This is a genomic window from Actinosynnema sp. NPDC023658 (assembly GCF_040639995.1).
Taxonomy (GTDB): Bacteria; Actinomycetota; Actinomycetes; order Mycobacteriales; family Pseudonocardiaceae; genus Actinosynnema.
This window is the reverse complement of record NZ_JBFAAX010000853.1, coordinates 1-2,363: the sequence shown is the minus strand read 5'-3', so window position 1 is coordinate 2,363 and position 2,363 is coordinate 1. Positions and strand designations below refer to the sequence as shown.

The 2,363-nt window shown below is 73.1% G+C and carries 2 protein-coding genes and 1 pseudogene; all 3 read left to right on the top strand.

Going from position 1 to position 2,363, the window contains the following annotated elements; all coding sequences use genetic code 11:
* Window positions 1-233 (top strand): annotated as a pseudogene (locus tag AB0G02_RS35570) (FAD-dependent oxidoreductase); the annotation flags it as partial.
* Between the two features lie 25 nt (window positions 234-258).
* Window positions 259-1,527: a lysine N(6)-hydroxylase/L-ornithine N(5)-oxygenase family protein gene (locus AB0G02_RS35565; protein ID WP_360803451.1), complete on the top strand. Its 1,269-nt coding sequence runs from the start codon at window positions 259-261 to the stop codon at window positions 1,525-1,527.
* Between the two features lie 10 nt (window positions 1,528-1,537).
* Window positions 1,538-2,197, top strand: coding sequence for an FMN-binding negative transcriptional regulator (locus AB0G02_RS35560; protein ID WP_360803448.1), 660 nt, complete (start codon window positions 1,538-1,540; stop codon window positions 2,195-2,197).
* Window positions 2,198-2,363: the final 166 nt, after the last annotated feature.

The window sequence follows — 2,363 nt, the reverse complement described above, 5'->3', positions numbered from 1 at the left end:
CCGGCCGGAGGGCCGCGGGCCTGGCCGCGTGGGCCGCGCGCCGGGACGACGAGCTGGTCGAGAGCTACCACGGCACGTTGCAGCTCGCGCGCCTGGAGGTCTCCGACGCGCGCCTGTCGATGCTGCGGGCCATCGCCGCGAGCCCCGAGCTGACCTCGGCCTACTTCGCCGTCGTCGCCGGGATCATGCCGATGGAGGACCTGCTCACCGAGGAGCTGCTCGACTTCATCTGACGCGCCACTGGGGAGGCGGAGCGATTTGGCTGCGGTACCGCGCGGGATCACCACGGCTGCCGACGTCGTCGGCGTCGGGTTCGGACCGTCGAACCTGGCGCTCGCGGTGGCGTTGGCGGAGGTCGGCACGGTGACGGCCCACTTCTTCGAGCGCCAGCCCCGGTTCGGCTGGCACCGCGGCATGCTGCTCGACGGCGCGACGATGCAGGTGTCCTTCCTCAAGGACCTGGTGTCCATGCGCAACCCGGCGAGCGAGCACAGCTTCGTGGCCTACCTGCACGCCAGGGGCAGGCTGCCGGGCTTCATCAACAGCAAGACGCTGTACCCGCTGCGGGTGGAGTTCCACGACTACCTGGAGTGGGTGGCCGGGCACTTCGCCGACTCCGTCACCTACGGCTGCGAGGTGGTCGGCATCGAGCCGGTCGCCCGGGACGGCGCGGTCGAGCACCTCGACGTGCTGGTGCGCCGCGACGGCCGCACGACGACCCGCCGCACCCGCAACGTGGTCATCGCGACCGGTCTGGTGCCCTCCCTGCCGCCGGGGGTGACCGGCTCGTCCCGCGTCTGGCACAGCAGCGAGCTGCTGCACCGGGTGCGGGACCTGCGGGCGCGCGCCCCGCGCCGGGTCGCCGTGGTCGGCGCGGGTCAGAGCGCCGCCGAGGTCACCGACTACCTGCACCGCGCGCTGCCCGGCACCGAGGTGCTGGCGGTGTTCTCCCGGTACGGCTACAGCGTGGCCGACGACAGCCCGTTCGCCAACGCGGTGTTCGACCCCGACGCGGTGGACCTGTTCTTCGACGCGCCGCCCAACGCCCGCGCCCAGCTGCTGGCCTACCACGCGAACACCAACTACTCGGTGGTCGACGCCGACCTGTCCGCCCAGCTCTACCGCACCCACTACCAGGAGCAGGTGCTGGGCACGCCGAGGCTGCGGATCGTGAACGCCTCCCGGATGCGCGGCCTGGTGGAGACCGGGGACGGCGTCTCGCTGCGGGTCGAGCACCTGCCGACCGGCGCGGTGTCGGACCTCGACGTGGACGCCGTGGTGTGCGCGACGGGCTACGTGCCCGCCGACCCGACGCCGATGCTGCGCGGCCTGGCCAAGCTCGACGAGGCGGGCCGGCCGGTGCTCGACCGCGACTACCGGGTGGTGACCAGCGACTCCGTGCACTGCGGCATCTACCTGCAGGGTGCGGTCGCGGAGCCGTCGCACGGACTGTCCGCAGGCCTGCTGTCCACCACGGCCGTCCGGGCCGGGGAGATCGTCCGGTCGATCCTCGACCAGGGCCGGTGAGGAGGTCACCGTGTACGTGCCACCGATGTACCGCGCCACCGACGTCGACCGGCCGCGCGCGGTCGTGCGCGACTACCCGCTGGCCACCCTGGTGACCAACGGGCCGCGCACGCCGTGGGCCACGCACCTGCCGATCGTCCACCCGCCCGGCACGCCGGAGGACGGGGACCTGGTCGGCAGCACGCTGTGGGGTCACCTCAACCGGGCCAACGGGCACTGGCGCGCGCTGGCCGACGGGCCCGCCGCGCTGCTGGTCTTCACCGGCCCGAGCTCCTACATCACGCCCGCCTCCTACCGGGTCACGCCGGCCGCCCCGACCTGGGACTTCGTCTCGGTGCACCTGCACGGCCGGGTCGAGCCCATCGAGGGCGCGGAGGCCTCGCTGGACGTGGTGAAGCGGACGGCCGAGGTGTACGAGGCGTCGTTCGGCGACGGGTGGGAGGCCGAGTCGTCGCACGGCTACTTCGCCTCGATCGTGTCCGGCGTCGGCGCGTTCCGGTTCCACGTCGAGTCGGTGGACTCGATGTTCAAGCTCAGCCAGGAGAAGCCCCCCGAGGTGCAGGCCCGGATCATGGCGAGCCTGGCCGGGGCCGACCGCGGCACCGGGCCGGAGCTGTGCCGGATCATGCGGCAGCACGGGCTGGGGCGTGACGAAGTGGAGGGCACATGACCGCTGCGACCACGACCCTGTGGGGCGGATCGGCGCGACCGCCGTGCCTGCTCGACTCGCTGGTGCGCACGGCCGAGGAGGTCCCGGAGCGGGTCGCGGTCGTCGACGGCGACCGCTCGTTCACCTACGCCGACCTGCACGGGTGGGTCGGTGAGGTCGTCGCCCT